The sequence below is a fragment of the Paenibacillus sp. LBL genome (assembly GCF_029893715.1).
Lineage (GTDB): Bacteria > Bacillota > Bacilli > Paenibacillales > Paenibacillaceae > Paenibacillus_AQ > Paenibacillus_AQ glucanolyticus.
Genome location: NZ_JARXYU010000010.1, coordinates 26,632 through 40,979, shown reverse-complemented (window position 1 = coordinate 40,979; position 14,348 = coordinate 26,632). Strand labels below are relative to the sequence as shown.

Here is a 14,348-nt window from a genome sequence, read left to right as displayed (position 1 = left end):
CATTCTGCGGTTTCCGTACAGTTGCTACTATTATCAAAATATATTGCAACCCTGTAATGAACACAAGTTATCACGTTAATCATATGCATAAACCATGCAAATATCAAGATTTTTTTTGCCATTTAATATGCAAATTTATCCACCTTTTATACCCTGACATACTAAGTAAGCGCAAACATTCCAATGTTAGGTATTTTAGCTCAATTCTCGTCTTTTCATGCTGGTTCGGGGCGATTATAATAGGTAAGGAATTCATGAATCAGCTTAATCCAGGCAAGAACGTCTGTCTGATTCGAATATAATCTCATTTTATGGAGGTGCTTACCGCATGACAACGATGCCACAAGACAACAACATGACGGATCTTTTGATTATCGGTGGCGGACCTGCCGGCATGTTTGCCGCTTTTTACGGCGGAATGCGCCAAGCTTCGGTAAAACTTATCGAGAGCATGCCTCAACTCGGAGGTCAACTGGCTGCGCTGTATCCGGAAAAATATATTTATGACGTAGCAGGCTTTCCGAAAGTGACCGCTCAGGAGCTTGTGAACAATCTGTCCACACAAATGGAGCTCTTTCAAACGGATATTCGTCTTGAAGAAAAGGTCCAGGCTGTGGAAAAGCTCGAGGAACGTCATTTTGTCGTGAAAACCGATCTGGGGGAACACCATGCCAAAGCCGTGATTATCACAGCAGGTGTAGGTGCGTTCCAACCCCGTCGTCTGGAAGTTGAAGGTGCCGAGAAATACGAGAAGAGCAACCTTCATTATTTCGTAAACGATCTCAGCCGCTTCAAGGGCAAGAAGGTTCTCATTAGCGGCGGTGGCGATTCCGCTGTGGACTGGGCACTCATGATCGAACCCATTGCAGAGCAAGTCACCCTGGTTCACCGACGCGACAAGTTCCGTGCTCACGAGCATAGTGTCGAGCAGCTGCTGGCATCCAAGGTGAACATCATTACACCAACAGAAATCACCGAATTGTTTGGTGAGGAAGCCATCTCCAAGGTTACCCTTTCCCATATCAAGACCAAGGAAACGCAGGAGATTGAAGTGGACGATGTGATTGTCAACTTCGGATTTGTCTCTTCCCTCGGTCCAATCTCCGAATGGGGCATTGCGATTGAAAGCAACTCCATCGTTGTGGATTCCCGCATGGAAACCAGTATTCCCGGAATTTTTGCGGCCGGTGATATCACCACCTATCCGGGCAAGGTTAAACTGATCGCCGTCGGATTTGGTGAAGCGCCAACCGCTGTGAATAACGCCAAGGTATACTTTGATCCTGAGGCCAGACTCGCTCCGGGCCACAGCAGTAACATGAAATTATAAGGTACATGACTTCGACTTCATATAGAACGTTATTATAGAAAAAAAGGTATCTTCGTTCTGAAGGGCTTAAGCCCGGCCCAGAATCGAAGATACCTTTTCTATTTCGTCAAAGCCTATGTAGAACTTGGTTGAAAGCTCCCACATTATATACGTATCATGTCGTAAGTTATCTGCTCTATATACGAAAAATCTGATTAATGCAGGATGCTGCCGGAATCGGTGTCCAAGTTCCGTTTATGAATTTCAGCTAATAGTAGAGTGATGAACTCTCGCTCCAACTTCAATTCAACAGCCATATGATAGGAATCGAGAAGCATCTCATCCGTCAACATAGCCATCCCTCTCACACCCCTTCCTCAAATTTCCTGAATCTATCATATCAGACATACTAAAGCGGAACAACTGTTCGCTTATCCACAGCCTTCTGTGGAAATCCTGTGTATAATTTGTTGGTAAGTGTAAAAAACAGGGTCATATCAAAGTGGATTATGGGGATAAATGTTATACACAGGATTTGGAACAACTCTACTATAAAAAAAAATAATCAATTATTATATCGGAAACTTGTGGTTATTTTTTAATTACCCTATTAAAAAATCATATAAACGAATATCAGGGGGAATAACGAACAAAAAATCAGCTTGGTCTTGTATTAACTTCCAAAATCCAAATCTTCCCTTCGTTGTCCAGACCGTAATCAAACCCCAGTTCCCCGATTCCCGGAAAGCGTGATTCCATTATTGAAATACACTGCCTGGTTACACGACGCATTTCATTTCGCTTTTCCCTTGCATTGATATGGGGCAGCGACAACCGAAGCGCGTGGCGACACCGAAGCAGCGTTCCCCCTTTGCAAATATTCGTAACAAACAGCCCCGGGCTGGCGAGCCGCCCAAGCATTGCTCTGAACTCCCATCTCCCTCTCTCCTTAACCACCTTCACCCGGTAATCCAGTGGACGCCCATGGATTTTAGCCAAATGAATGCCCTGCTGAATCATGTAACGCCGTTTCAGTTTCATTCTGCCCAGTACCTGCAACAGGGAATTCAATGTATCTGCATGAACCGTACGTCTCTTATGGGTTACCAGGTACCCCGTCCCGTCTTTCTGTATTCGGATGACTCCGTTACCACCGGTACCTACAATCGGCTTGATCACGACCATTTCGTGTTCCGCCAGCATTGAGACCAGGGTATCCCCTCCATACGACTCGGTAGCCGGAATGTAGGGAGCAACCTGCGGATCGGTCAGCAGTGCCTCCGTCTTTAGCCACTTGCTGGCCAGCTGTCTTCCCGCCATGCTGCTTTCGCCTCCTTTTATTCATGACATACGTTATTCTATTCCCGTATCCGCGCTTTTTCTTGGATGATTGTCCGTGAGAGTATGCCTAATAATTTGTCTATCCGGTGTTGTCGCGATGGCTTCCCTTTCCAAATGAGGTGATCTATCGTATAGTAAGAAAAGAGCTTTGTCCGTAATAAATCCATCACGCTTGGATAACGATAAAGGAGGCTTTGTCACCTTGGCAGAGTTGTTTGAAGTATTGTACTGGATTGCCATTGTCGGCATGTCCGTTGCCCTTGCAGCCATCACCGTTCTTATCTTTGTCATGGGCTTCAAGTTCATCAAAGACAAGCGCCGGGTACTCGGAGCGGGCTGTATCGTCTTTTCGCTTGTGGCAGCCGGTATGATTGTGCTGATGCTGAACGACACCTTCTTCTTCCCGGTATGATCGGTTAAGGAGAACATAAAAAAATGCAGCTTACCACCTCTATGTCGGGCGGGCTGCATTTTTTTGTTATGTGCCTCTGAATTATGGCCTGAGTTTCTTCTTCATCTATATATTATGTAGGAAGCGGCAGGTGTTACACAAAAAAAGACCGCTGCGACGAGAAACGTTGCAGCGGTCCTATTCTCATAGGATGTTACCGTAATGGTTTCATCACCCTTCTCAATTACAATTGCCTCAAAAAGAGTCCACTGAAAACACAGGAGGTATAAAATGTTAAAAAAGAAAACGTCATTAATCTTAACAGCTATTATTTCGTTAGTATTATTGTTCTCCTCAAGTGTATACGCTTACGTATCTTTAAAAACTGGGTATTTGTCACCAAGTATAAGGTTTGCCCCCCAGGGTTTTTACCTTCACAGTATGAATCGGCCCTCATCAGCGCTGCGGCTTCTTGGAATGCGGCTTCTACTAAAGTGTATATTAGCCGAGATGCTAACGCTGATAATACTGTTATAATGGGTAATTTATCCGATACTCAAATTTTTGGAAGCTACACGCCACAGTTTTTAGATAGACATGGTCAAGCTTCTCAATTTCAGATTTGGATCAACCAAACTGCAGTAGTTAATCAAACAACTCTAGGGAAGGATTTTTGGAATGTTGCTCAGAGTATATTCGCTCATGAATTGGGCCATGCATTGCATATAGGTGACCTCAGATCAGGCGATGTACTAATGAATCAGCTTAGAGATCGAAATAAAATAGTTAAACCTCAACCAGATGATATTAATGGTGTAAACGCTTATGTTTACCCTAAACAATAAGAATGGGGGAGAATCCATGAAAAAACAAACTATGAGATTTCGGAGGGGTCACGCGTCAGAGGCATGCGGCAGGAAAATCGCGCAAACTCACAATAAATCACAACGTATAAATCGCCCTTCCGTAGATCCGCTCATTTTCGACCGTAATCTGCTAATGTCGTCCGTGTCGTTAGGACCGCAATATTCCGACTATTTGTAACGCTGCGTAAACGTGCTCAATCCAAGAACCGGAAGAGAAACGATCAGAACAAGCAAGATACTTCGTTAGGCAGTATAATTTGCTTGATCCCGGCGGCTTACGGAACGATGTTTCGATCTAGGAGAAAAATGTGCATTGGAGTGTTGATTCAGTCATACAACGAGGGGAAACCTAATAATCATAAGTCGTTAAAACTACACGAACTAAGGATCGGATGAGAGATACAGGACACGTAATTCTTTGCCGAAGCAAAGGTATAGTGAACAATAGTGAAAATTAAAAATTATAAATTTATACTGATCTGTGAAATAATATCAATTAGAATGGAAGAAGGTCCTTATACCTCAAGAGGGGAGGAAGATAATGTTTATTGATAAGTTGCTAGGAGTTTGCGGAGGATTGTGTAGCGTTGTGATTTATATTATCGTTTGTTTTTTCAACCCTACCGAAATGTTGAATTGGGGTACTATTACGATCTTACTCTTTATGTTATTTATCCCTGGTTGTTTGGCAGTTTTTTCAGCCATAGCACGTAGAAGAGGACTCATGCTAATTTCTATAGTTTGGTTGATACCTGTGGCTCTTTATTTCTCTGGGGGAAATGGAGTATATAGATATACGTGGATTATAATCGTGTTGTTATCTGTTAGCTTTATCTTAATGAACTTTAAGAAACCGACTACCCATAGTAGGTAGTCGGTCATTTTCACTTAATATATTTCGATTGTACTCCATAACAATAGTTCGCCTTCACCAGTTATGTCCTGAATCGCATCATAGTCAAACCCAGCATTGTTTTCTCCCCAAACATAGACATTGTGAGTAACCCATGTTCCTTTATTATGGTCACCAAAATCATAATTATGAAAACTCCCATATGCTGCTTGTCCTACTGCAGTGCCATCTTGCCTATCATTTCTCCATGATTGTTCAAGATCAACGTACCAATTAGTTTTGAGTGGAGAATTTTTAACAGCCCAAGTTGCAGATCCGCCAGTACTATAAGCAGGATACCCATTCTGTGAATACCAGTATAGCAGAGCTTTTGTATAGACAATATCCCAATTCGCGGGATCTTTTGTTAACAACTTAATTTGCTTGTTCCACAAGGGAGCGAAAAGCTCAATCGTTTTTTGGTATTTGGGGTCATTAGACAGGTCAGTTCTGATAACGTTATACGTATTATTCTCGGAGTTCACTTTAATGTCTAATCGAACTGGGTTATCAGCAGCATTACCTGAGCCACTAAAAATCCTTCTCTGTGTTCCATCAGAAAGTTGTTGAATGGTCACCTTCAAACTCTCATTCTTTTCTACCGATGACAGAATAGTCTCCTTAACAACAGCCTTTGGACTTTCTTTTTCTTCTTCTGCAGACGCTACTCCAGAAAATAAACCAGCTACTAGTGTCAGAGAAAACAAAATACTTAATACCCTTCTTTTCTTCATTGTTACCCCTTCCCATTTCAAGATTTAATTACCTTTATATAGTAATATATGTATATAAAATGTGTCTATAAATACTAATAAATTATTTTTCTTTATTGATAGAATATTCATATAATCGTGTAGCCATTTAACGAAGTATCCGTAATGCTTCTCATAATCCTTTATCGTACGATCACGCAAAACCCTCCGCCTTCTTCTCGCTGATTGCCATGTCGAGCGCTTGCTTAAACGTTAATTGCGAATAACTCTTATCAATATTGATTCGTTTCGTGCGCTTTTTTAAAGACATAAAAAACGACCTCCATAACGGTTATTTACCGTCATAAAGGCCGTGATCCACAATCATGGCGCCTATGCTTCCGCAAGGCACATCCGGAACCGTCAACGCTGAAAACCCGCTTCTTAACAAGGCTCCTCGCTCGGTTTGCCTGCGTCTTCTCGCGTGCGGAACGACGAACCGCAGCCGCAAGTAACCGTAGCATTCGGGTTGTGAATGGTGAAGCCGCCGGTCATGCCGGATTCTTCAAAATCAATCTCAAGACCGTTCAGGTATTTCAGGTCGTCCTTCTCAACGACCACCTTCATATCCTGCAAGTCCATATATACGTCTGCTTCCGTTTCACTGTCATCAAAGCCCATTGCATATGAAAAACCACTGCAACCGCCGGCAGTGACACCCAATCGAAGGAACATATTGGGCGTTTCCTGTTCAGCAAGCATTTCTTTCAACCGTTCTGCAGCCGTTTCGCTGATTGTTATCATAGGTCACCCTCCTTTTCGTTCACCCTTTAAGTATACTCCTCTTCGCGAATTCGCTCAAGGTTCTTATGATGGTCATTTTGCCATATGAACAATTACCTGTTTTCAATTCCTCTATTTGTATTGCTACCCCGAGGGGTCAGGTTTATAATAGGGAAGGAACATGGGCGGCAACTGTTGGATAATTGTCACATCCCCCGGCTTAAATGCGGCAAAGGTTATGGCTGGTCCACAGTTGTATATTTTTTCACAAACTCCATTAATTATTCAGCCCATTATGGATGCAGCAGTTATACCATTATAGACGGACCGTTCCCTACGGGGAGTGATCCACTTTATGATCACTTGGCTGCTGAATGTTCAGACAGATCAAGTGTGAACAGGAGGATTGAACATGTCCACGATTGTAACACCCTTTACCGATCAGAGAATGGCCGAAATCGTTGCCAAAGTCCGAAGCGGCGAACGCCTGAATCTCGAAGACGGTGTGTATTTGTACCAAACCGATGACCTGCTGACCCTCGGGCAGCTGGCTAATGAGGCAAACCTGCGCAAGAACGGGAAAAAAGTATACTTCATCGAGAACATGAGTCTCTATTTCACGAATGTATGCGAATCCCACTGTGCGTTTTGTAATTTCCGGAAGGATCAAGGCGAGGAAGGCTCCTATACCCTATCCGGTGCTGAGATGATTGAATATGTGGAACAGCATATTCATCCAGGAGTTCGAGAATTCCACATCGTTGGCGGACATAATAATCATGTGCCTTTCCAGTACTACGTAGATTCCCTGAAGGCATTGAGCGAACGTTTCCCGGAAGTGACCCTGAAAGCCTACACCGCGGCAGAGATCGAGTTCTTCACCCGAATCAGCGGGCTTAGCACGAAGGAAGTGCTGCAGGAACTGCAGAAGGCCGGTCTGCAATCCTTGACAGGCGGCGGTGCCGAGATTTTATCGGACCAATACCGTCAGAAGATGAAGGTGGATAAAGCCAATGTGGATCAGTATCTCGATGTTCACCGTACTGCACACAAGCTTGGCATGAAGACCCATACAACCATGTTGTACGGATCTATCGAGAGCCATGAGGACCGTATCCGCCATATGCTGCAAATCCGGGATCTGCAGGATGAAACCAATGGATTCATGGTATTTATTCCACTGTCCATGCAGCCTAAGAATAAAAATGCGGGCATTATGCGCCGGAACTCGGCTTACGAGGATCTCAAGACCATTGCCATCAGCCGCTTGATGCTCGATAATATCGACCACATCAAGGCCTATTTCATTAATATCGGAGCACAGTTGACTCAAGTGGCGCTCAGCTTTGGCGCTTCCGATGTGCATGGTACCATCCTGAAGGAACGCATCAGCCATGCTGCAGGAGCTTTAACACCGGAGGGATTGACACGCAAAGAGCTTGTGTGGCTTATCAAAGGCGCTGGCCGCATTCCGGTTGAAAGAGATACATTCTACAACGAGATCAAGGTTTACGAATAACCCTTATCAGCAGCGATGAATACAAGCAGACGTTCCAAAAAACGGAAAACAGGTTAAAGAGATAATATAGCGTGGGTACCCTAAGCCGCTTTTAGCGGCGTTTTTCTTGCGAACATCCACTCACCTTCTTATCTCTTGAGAAAGGAAGAAATTTATGAAAAAGCTCGTCATTCTCGGTGGAGGCTATGGTGGTCTTGCCTTAATTCAGGAATTATTCAGCGGCTATCTTCCTCCAGACGTGGAGGTCGTGCTCATCGACCGCATGCCATATCAAGGACTCAAAACCGAATATTACGCGCTGGCAGCAGGCACCGTGGCCGATACCGCCGTTCGTGTGAAATTTCCAGTGTATAATCGGCTCCATATTCTATACGGTGAAGTTACATCCGTTGACCTTGAGAAGAAGCTTGTTAACCTGACAAACAACGATCCTGTGGAGTACGATCAGCTCGCCATTGCCCTGGGATGTACGGACCGTTATCATGGAGTACCGGGCGCTGAGGAATTTACGTTCAGCCTGCAATCTTTCTCTGCATCCCGGGAAACCTATTTGAACCTGAACAACCTGCGACCTTACGGTCAAGTTCATATCATTGGCGGAGGCTTAAGCGGCATCGAACTCGCTGCCGATCTTCGTGAAAGCCGACCTGACCTTAATATCGCCATACTGGACCGGGGACAACGCGTTCTTTCTTCTTTTCCTAACCGTTTGTCTGCTTATATTCAACGCTGGTTTGAGGAGCATCACGTGGATATCCACAGCGGCGTTTCCGTATCCCGGGTTGAGAAGGACGCCGTGTACAATCTCGATGTGCCCATCGCAACCGATCTGGCTGTTTGGACGGCTGGCATCCAGCCTGTAAAAGTCGTGCAGGATCTCGATCTGCCAAAAGACCGCAGCGGGCGCATTCTGCTAAACGAGTGGTACCAGGTTCCTTCCCATCCGGAAGTGTATGTCATCGGCGACTGCGCCAGCCTTCCGTTCGTCCCGAGTGCCCAAGCGGCCGGAGCTCAAGCCGAGCAAGTGGGACATGTCTTGAAAGCGGTTTGGCGTGAGGATACGCCTAAGGTATCTCCGCTGAAGCTGAAGGGAACGCTGGGTTCCCTTGGCAAGCATGCAGGCTTTGGCCTGATGGGCAGCACTTCGGTTATGGGCCGAGTGCCAAGAATATTGAAGAGCGGTGTACTCTGGAAATCCAAGCGCCACTACTAGTCTGAAATATGACGAGTCGCTCATGGAAAACTGCAGCTCAGCCTTGCTCCTGATTGGGCTCTAGGCTCTCCAACTTGCGCACTACGGTCTCAAGCAGCGCTTCAGCCGTGGGGGCTTCCATCCAGTCGCCATCGACATAGGCGAAGGGCGTCAAATAGCACTGGCCGCAGCTTGTCAGGCAGCCATATTCAATGACTTGACAATCAAACCTGGCTTCAAGCGGTTGTAAAACTTTATCCGTTCCGAAATAGGAATTACTTGTACAAAACTCAATCATGATGGACATTGTTATTCAACCCGCCTTAAGATTGGCATTTTAATTTGCCGGTTTATGTACTATAATATAGGGAGGAAAGGAGTTGAACAAGATGAGTGAAAACACGCAAACCACTGTATATGATGAAGTGGCTGAAGTGCTTGATAAACTTCGTCCGTTCCTGCAGCGCGACGGCGGTGACGTGGAATTGGTCGACGTTGAAGACGGCATCGTTAAGCTGAAATTGATGGGTGCATGCGGCAGCTGCCCAAGCTCCACCATTACTCTGAAGGCAGGGATTGAACGCGCCCTGGTTGAAGAAGTAGAAGGCATTCAAGAAGTAGTTCAAGTATTCTAAATCTTCTTTAACTATAAAGAGTCTTGGTTTCCTTACGGAACCAAGACTCTTTTTTTTGAGAGAATATAATGAGATCCTATTCCGGTTTGATTAACGGCCGGATCGGGTCCAGTCCGCCGGAAATGTCCATAATATTGCCGGTAATGAAATCCGATTGATCCAGACATAAATATTCGATTACCCTGGCGATGTCCTCCCCGCTTCCCGATCGTCCGCGCGGTGTCAGACCGTCTTGAATACCTGACACCTCATCAATGGACTTCTCCTTGTTTGCACCGCGTATATCTCCAGGGCAGATCATATTGACCGTGATTCCATATGGCGCTTCCTCCACCGCAAGCGTCTTGGTAAACGAAACAAGGCCCACTTTGGCAGCCGCATAGGCTGCGCGTTGAGGCCACGCTCGTGCTTCGCCGGCATGCCCGAAGCCGAAATGGATGATCCGGCCCCATTTTTTCGCACGCATGGCAGGTAGAACGCGATGGTCCAGCAGCATGACACCGGTTAGGTTGCCATTGACCATATGTACAATTTCGTCGCGGGTATACTCCGAGAACAGGCGGCGCTCCCGAATGAAAGGGCCTGCGTTATTCACCAGGATATCGACGCTGCCAAGACGGTCTTCCGTTTGGTCCACCAGAGAATACAATTCCAACTCGCTGGCGATATCAGCTTTAATCGCTATCGACTTGACGCCAAGTCCTTCAATTTCACGAGAAAGGGATTCTGCCTCATCCTTGCTGTTTACATAATTTATAGCCATATTACATCCCTGCCGCGCTAACGACAGAGCAGTCATTTTTCCTAAACCTGTCGCACTGCCTGTAACCAGCGCCACTTTTCCCTTCAAGGCTTTCCCTCCTCAGATGGATATCCTTCCTTCAGTATAAAAGATTTGATCCAACCTCACAACTTGTGGGGGGCAGCGACTAAGGTAAACAAAAAAAGGGGCCTACCCGATAGACCCGCAGGTCTTTTCGAATAATGCCCCTCTATTCATGGATACAGCAGATACCTGCTATGATCCATTAGAATGCCGGAATGACGGCACCTTTGTACTCTTCTTCAATAAAAGTCTTCACGTCCTCGGAAGTCAGTGCCTTCGCCAATTTTTGAATGGCATCGGAATCCTTATTATCCGGACGGGCTACCAGCAAGTTTGCATAAGGGTTCTCTTTGTCCTCGATAAAGAGAGCATCCTTCGTTGGGTCGAGTCCCGCTTCAAGCGCATAGTTCGTGTTGATGACAGCCAGATCCAGCTCATCCAGCATACGCGGCAGCATGGCGGCTTCAACTTCCTTGAATTGCAGGTTCTTCGGATTTTCCACGATATCCTTGGCGGTAGCTTCAAGCTTCGTCTCATCCTGCAGCTTAATTACGCCGTTCTTGGACAACAGGGACAATGCACGACCAGCGTTCGATGGGTCGCTAGGGATTGCTACAACGGCTCCATCCTTCAACTCATCCGCAGACTTAATCGTTCTGGAGTAAGCACCCAGCGGTTCAACGTGTACCGCAATCACCGATTCCAAGCTCAAGCCGCGTTCCTTGATTTCATTATCCAGGTAAGGCTTGTGTTGGAAGAAATTCGCATCGATTTCTTTGGAATCTACTTGCGTATTCGGCAGAACATAATCGGTGAACTCCACGATTTCCAGGTTCACGCCCTCTTTTTCAAGCGCAGGTTTGATATGCTCCAGAATTTTCGCATGTGGTGCAGGCGAAGCCCCTACTTTCAAGGTTACGGTCTCTTGACCGCTGCCTCCCGTTGTTCCCCCTGGCTCCGAAGCGTTATCCGCAGGCTTGCTGCCGCATGCAGCCAGCACCGCAACCAAAGTCAAACTGATGAGTGCCAATGTCCATTTTTTCATTCTTAAACTCTCCCTCCGAAAATGTATTATCTATATAATGTCTGCCTTGATGCTTTACCAATCCCGTTATTTTCTTGTAAAATGCCGTACCAGGCGGTCCCCTGCCATTTGCAGCAGCTGCACCAGCACAATCATTAACACAACGGCCAGAATCATGATCTCCGTCTCATAACGGTAATAGCCGTACTTGATGGCCAAATCCCCTAAACCGCCGCCGCCGACCTGACCCGACATCGCCGTATAGGATACCAGGGTCACAATCGTGATGGTCATGCCCGCCAGCAAACCCGGACGAGCCTCTGGAAGAAGCACCCTCCACACGATTTGGCTTGTCGAGGAGCCCATGGCATGAGCGGCTTCAATGACGCCTTTGTCCACTTCATTCAGGGCCGTCTCCACCAGTCTGGCGAAGAACGGTGCTGCCCCCACAACGAGCGGCGGAATGGTTCCCAGGACGCCGTACGATACACCCACAAGCGACTTCGTAATCGGGATCATCGCAACGATCAGGATGATGAACGGAACCGAACGCAGGATGTTCACAATGAACGACAGGATCGAATATCCGAAGCGCACCAAGCCCGATGTGGATCTTGCAGCCATATACAGCAGCACGCCAACCGGCAGCCCGATAATGAAGCTGAACAAAGCCGAAGCCCCCAGCATTCGCAGGGTATCCAATGTTGCCGTACCGATTTCTTTCCAGTCGATCTGGGTAAAATCGAGCTCCAACATTAATGAATCACCTCCACGTCTAATCCTTGTTGAAGCAGCTTCCGAATCGTCTCTTCGATGGCTCTCTCTTCCCCTTCGAAGCGTACGATGAGCTGACCATACGGTGTTTCCTTGATCGTGGAGATCGTGCCCTGCAGAATCGCAAAATTCACGCCCGTCTCATGAACGGTATGGGATAGAATGGAATCGTACGTTTTCGATCCCAGGAACGTAATTTGCACCGCTTGGGAAGAGCTGTTCGCCTGACCCTGCATGGCCAGCCGGAGCGCTTCTCCGCTGTCCAATTCTTGACGGATGAATTCCTGCGTCACCTCATGTTTAGGTTTCAGGAACACTTCCGTCACCGGCCCCTGCTCCACAATGCCGCCCTGATGAATAACGGCCACCCGATCACATATGCTCTGGATGACATGCATCTCATGGGTGATCAACACAATCGTGAGATGAAATTTCTTGTTAATATCCAGCAGCAGGCGCAGGATCGAATCCGTGGTCTGCGGATCCAGCGCTGAAGTGGCCTCATCACACAGCAGAACCTCCGGATCGCTTGCCAACGCTCTGGCTATGCCGACCCTCTGCTTTTGCCCTCCTGACAGCTGGGACGGATACTTGTCCCGGTGAGCCTCCAAGCCAACCAAGGCCAACAGCTCGGATACTTTGCGTTCCATCTCAGCCTTCGGCGTCTTGATCAGCCGCAGCGGAAAGGCAATATTATCGTAAACCGTTGCGGATGACAGCAGGTTAAAGTGCTGAAAGATCATCCCGATTTTGCGACGCTCTGCTTGAAGCTGCTTCTTGCCGAGCAGTGTCAAATTCTTACCGTTAACCCACACCTCGCCGGAGGTGGGACGTTCCAACAAATTGATACAACGGATCAATGTACTTTTACCTGCGCCGGAGTGTCCGATCACACCGAAGATTTCTCCTTTTTCAATCGACAAATCCAATTCGGACAAGGCTGTGGTTAGCGTTCGGGCTTTTCCGTACTGCTTCGTCAATTGCTTGAGCTCAATCAATCCGATAATCCTCCTTTTTCCATAGCCTCATATCTATTTACCCAAAATAAAAGAGCCTCTTTTTGTAGAATCAAAAAGGGCTCTCTTTACGTAAAAGTCAACGCCTTTTCTCATCTGTCAAAGCCATAGGATGATCCTGCAGCTTTGAAGGAATTAGCACCATGTCACTCCATCCGTCATCGCGTTACGCGATATACGCTGGAGCCGGTTGCCGGGCTTCATCGGGCCTGTCCCTCCGCCTCTCTCGATAAGAAAACATCGATATGAAATTTTTCCAATTAATTTGATCTGATTTAATAACATTTAATGAATGCAATAGTTAGTATAGATTCTTTTCAGGTTTTTGTCAAAAGGAATTTCATGGCGATTTTGTGCCTAAACCCGCACTCCTTTTTCCGCCCAGATCCGATTAGTATATCGATACGAGGCAGCCAAGCTTCGGCATACCATATCCACACCCTGCTTAAGATCCTCGAGGTGCTGGTCGATATCCTCCAGCTCGATTTTATCCGACAGTCCCTGATGGCGCTGCCACAGATCATCCTGCATCTCTGAATTCATATAGTGGATCTCAGCGTTGCGGCGTTTCCGAAGTGTGTTCAGCGGTATTTTATAGCGTTCCTTGATGGCCTCCAGCTCGGACGCCAGCTCACCGTGTGCCTTTAGAAACTTGAACTGCCGCAGTGCCGTAAAGTAGGAGAAATGAGCCTTAACCTTCGAGGTGTGGAGATCATACAGCTCATTAAGCACCGTACCCAGCTTGTCAAGGATGGAGAATACGCGTATAAATCCGTTTTTGTAAAAATACACATACCTTTGATACTCGCCCTGCTCCTGAATTGACATATCATCGATATAACCCGATTTAACCGATTGACTGAAATGCTTGGCCGCATTCCAGCTCTGCTCCAGCTCATCAAGGGATACAATCAATCCGCGGGTCCAAATCTCAAGCTTGCGAAAATCATGCGTTGGATCCTGATGTTTCTCCATTTCCTTTTGCAGCAGCCGGGTTGTCTTGACCATCGATTCGATGGCCTCCTCAAGCAAGCCATTGTTGTGTCGGGGCTGTTCCCCGAGTAACATTCGCAGCATGGCGGTACCCC

The 14,348-nt window shown here is 46.7% G+C and carries 16 protein-coding genes and 1 riboswitch; of the genes, 6 read left to right on the top strand and 10 right to left on the bottom strand.

Features of this window, described 5'->3' with window-relative positions:
- Positions 1-328: 328 nt before the first annotated feature.
- Positions 329-1,330: an NAD(P)/FAD-dependent oxidoreductase gene (locus M2277_RS19950; RefSeq protein ID WP_036644695.1), complete on the top strand. Its 1,002-nt coding sequence runs from the start codon at positions 329-331 to the stop codon at positions 1,328-1,330.
- A 194-nt stretch (positions 1,331-1,524) separates the two neighbouring features.
- Here M2277_RS19950 and sda read toward each other — a convergent pair whose 3' ends face one another.
- Positions 1,525-1,668, bottom strand: a complete 144-nt coding sequence (gene sda / locus M2277_RS19945; protein ID WP_006212600.1) for a sporulation histidine kinase inhibitor Sda — start codon at positions 1,666-1,668, stop codon at positions 1,525-1,527.
- A gap of 298 nt (positions 1,669-1,966) precedes the next feature.
- The gene (locus M2277_RS19940; RefSeq protein WP_036644697.1) at positions 1,967-2,629 is read right to left on the bottom strand and encodes a YheC/YheD family protein; all 663 of its coding nucleotides are present in this window, start codon (positions 2,627-2,629) and stop codon (positions 1,967-1,969) included.
- A 223-nt stretch (positions 2,630-2,852) separates the two neighbouring features.
- On the opposite strand from M2277_RS19940, the gene M2277_RS19935 reads away from it, so the two are divergent.
- Entirely contained in the window at positions 2,853-3,062 is a 210-nt protein-coding gene (locus M2277_RS19935; protein ID WP_006212602.1) for a hypothetical protein, read from the top strand.
- A gap of 473 nt (positions 3,063-3,535) precedes the next feature.
- Complete coding sequence (locus tag M2277_RS19930) at positions 3,536-3,886, top strand: zinc metalloprotease (protein WP_006212603.1); 351 nt, start codon at positions 3,536-3,538, stop codon at positions 3,884-3,886.
- 909 nt (positions 3,887-4,795) lie between these two features.
- On the opposite strand, the gene M2277_RS19925 is transcribed toward M2277_RS19930, so the two are convergent.
- Positions 4,796-5,533 carry a hypothetical protein gene (locus M2277_RS19925; protein ID WP_280755421.1) on the bottom strand — a complete coding sequence of 246 codons (738 nt, stop codon included), beginning with the start codon at positions 5,531-5,533 and terminating at the stop codon, positions 4,796-4,798.
- A gap of 402 nt (positions 5,534-5,935) precedes the next feature.
- Positions 5,936-6,295 carry a HesB/IscA family protein gene (locus tag M2277_RS19920; RefSeq protein ID WP_006212606.1) on the bottom strand — a complete coding sequence of 120 codons (360 nt, stop codon included), beginning with the start codon at positions 6,293-6,295 and terminating at the stop codon, positions 5,936-5,938.
- A 391-nt stretch (positions 6,296-6,686) separates the two neighbouring features.
- Here M2277_RS19920 and mqnE point away from each other — a divergent pair, with 391 nt between their 5' ends.
- Together mqnE and M2277_RS19910 are read left to right on the top strand one after the other, a co-directional pair.
- The gene (gene mqnE / locus M2277_RS19915) at positions 6,687-7,793 is read left to right on the top strand and encodes an aminofutalosine synthase MqnE (protein ID WP_006212607.1); all 1,107 of its coding nucleotides are present in this window, start codon (positions 6,687-6,689) and stop codon (positions 7,791-7,793) included.
- Between the two features lie 154 nt (positions 7,794-7,947).
- Entirely contained in the window at positions 7,948-9,006 is a 1,059-nt protein-coding gene (locus tag M2277_RS19910; protein WP_006212608.1) for an NAD(P)/FAD-dependent oxidoreductase, read from the top strand.
- 37 nt (positions 9,007-9,043) lie between these two features.
- On the opposite strand, the gene M2277_RS19905 is transcribed toward M2277_RS19910, so the two are convergent.
- Positions 9,044-9,292, bottom strand: a complete 249-nt coding sequence (locus tag M2277_RS19905) for a YuzB family protein (protein WP_280755420.1) — start codon at positions 9,290-9,292, stop codon at positions 9,044-9,046.
- A gap of 82 nt (positions 9,293-9,374) precedes the next feature.
- Here M2277_RS19905 and M2277_RS19900 point away from each other — a divergent pair, with 82 nt between their 5' ends.
- Positions 9,375-9,620: a NifU family protein gene (locus M2277_RS19900; protein WP_006212609.1), complete on the top strand. Its 246-nt coding sequence runs from the start codon at positions 9,375-9,377 to the stop codon at positions 9,618-9,620.
- Between the two features lie 76 nt (positions 9,621-9,696).
- Here M2277_RS19900 and M2277_RS19895 read toward each other — a convergent pair whose 3' ends face one another.
- From M2277_RS19895 to M2277_RS19875, 5 genes are all read right to left on the bottom strand, one after another.
- On the bottom strand, positions 9,697-10,470 hold the full coding sequence (locus M2277_RS19895; RefSeq protein ID WP_006212610.1) for an SDR family oxidoreductase: 774 nt from the start codon (positions 10,468-10,470) through the stop codon (positions 9,697-9,699).
- A gap of 178 nt (positions 10,471-10,648) precedes the next feature.
- Positions 10,649-11,491: a MetQ/NlpA family ABC transporter substrate-binding protein gene (locus M2277_RS19890; protein WP_006212611.1), complete on the bottom strand. Its 843-nt coding sequence runs from the start codon at positions 11,489-11,491 to the stop codon at positions 10,649-10,651.
- 66 nt (positions 11,492-11,557) lie between these two features.
- Entirely contained in the window at positions 11,558-12,226 is a 669-nt protein-coding gene (locus tag M2277_RS19885; RefSeq protein ID WP_006212612.1) for a methionine ABC transporter permease, read from the bottom strand.
- Positions 12,226-13,242 carry a methionine ABC transporter ATP-binding protein gene (locus M2277_RS19880; RefSeq protein ID WP_006212613.1) on the bottom strand — a complete coding sequence of 339 codons (1,017 nt, stop codon included), beginning with the start codon at positions 13,240-13,242 and terminating at the stop codon, positions 12,226-12,228. The genes M2277_RS19885 and M2277_RS19880 overlap by 1 nt, the downstream gene beginning before the upstream one ends.
- A 107-nt stretch (positions 13,243-13,349) precedes the next feature.
- A riboswitch (SAM riboswitch) is annotated at positions 13,350-13,496 on the bottom strand.
- Positions 13,497-13,617: 121 nt separating this feature from the next.
- On the bottom strand, positions 13,618-14,337 hold the full coding sequence (locus M2277_RS19875) for a Cthe_2314 family HEPN domain-containing protein (protein WP_006212614.1): 720 nt from the start codon (positions 14,335-14,337) through the stop codon (positions 13,618-13,620).
- Positions 14,338-14,348 lie beyond the last annotated feature (11 nt).

What these genes read in the sequence shown, in the direction of transcription:
- sda (WP_006212600.1), bottom strand. Translation starts at nt 1,668, where the DNA reads ATGGCTATGTTGACGGATGAGATGCTTCTCGATTCCTATCATATGGCT.
- M2277_RS19920 (WP_006212606.1), bottom strand. Translation starts at nt 6,295, where the DNA reads ATGATAACAATCAGCGAAACGGCTGCAGAACGGTTGAAAGAAATGCTT.
- M2277_RS19910 (WP_006212608.1), top strand. Translation starts at nt 7,948, where the DNA reads ATGAAAAAGCTCGTCATTCTCGGTGGAGGCTATGGTGGTCTTGCCTTA.
- M2277_RS19890 (WP_006212611.1), bottom strand. Translation starts at nt 11,491, where the DNA reads ATGAAAAAATGGACATTGGCACTCATCAGTTTGACTTTGGTTGCGGTG.
- mqnE (WP_006212607.1), top strand. Translation starts at nt 6,687, where the DNA reads ATGTCCACGATTGTAACACCCTTTACCGATCAGAGAATGGCCGAAATC.
- M2277_RS19875 (WP_006212614.1), bottom strand. Translation starts at nt 14,337, where the DNA reads ATGCTGCGAATGTTACTCGGGGAACAGCCCCGACACAACAATGGCTTG.
- M2277_RS19905 (WP_280755420.1), bottom strand. Translation starts at nt 9,292, where the DNA reads ATGTCCATCATGATTGAGTTTTGTACAAGTAATTCCTATTTCGGAACG.
- M2277_RS19900 (WP_006212609.1), top strand. Translation starts at nt 9,375, where the DNA reads ATGAGTGAAAACACGCAAACCACTGTATATGATGAAGTGGCTGAAGTG.
- M2277_RS19885 (WP_006212612.1), bottom strand. Translation starts at nt 12,226, where the DNA reads ATGTTGGAGCTCGATTTTACCCAGATCGACTGGAAAGAAATCGGTACG.
- M2277_RS19950 (WP_036644695.1), top strand. Translation starts at nt 329, where the DNA reads ATGACAACGATGCCACAAGACAACAACATGACGGATCTTTTGATTATC.
- M2277_RS19940 (WP_036644697.1), bottom strand. Translation starts at nt 2,629, where the DNA reads ATGGCGGGAAGACAGCTGGCCAGCAAGTGGCTAAAGACGGAGGCACTG.
- M2277_RS19925 (WP_280755421.1), bottom strand. Translation starts at nt 5,533, where the DNA reads ATGAAGAAAAGAAGGGTATTAAGTATTTTGTTTTCTCTGACACTAGTA.